Consider the following 219-nt stretch of genomic DNA (forward strand, 5'->3'; position numbering starts at 1 on the left):
CGCTCCACATGCGGTGCATGATGACGGCGAGCCGCCGCGCCAAAGCGACGATCGCCTTCTGCTGCCCGCGTCGTTTGGCGATCTGCATGGCCCACGCCTTGAGCCAGGACCCCCGTGGGTCGGTCAAAATCCCCCGGGTATGGTCACTTGAAACTCCCCCACCTGATGATCGCCGTCAGCGCCGCTGAACAGCAGTAGCCGGTCAGGCAGGACGTTTAT

The 219-nt window shown here is 63.9% G+C and carries 1 pseudogene; it reads right to left on the bottom strand.

Features of this window, described 5'->3' with window-relative positions:
* Positions 1-115: pseudogene (locus tag QJT78_RS52845) on the bottom strand (IS110 family transposase); the annotation flags it as partial.
* Positions 116-219: the final 104 nt, after the last annotated feature.

The sequence above is a fragment of the Bradyrhizobium sp. Mp27 genome (assembly GCF_029953005.1).
GTDB lineage: Bacteria > Pseudomonadota > Alphaproteobacteria > Rhizobiales > Xanthobacteraceae > Bradyrhizobium > Bradyrhizobium barranii.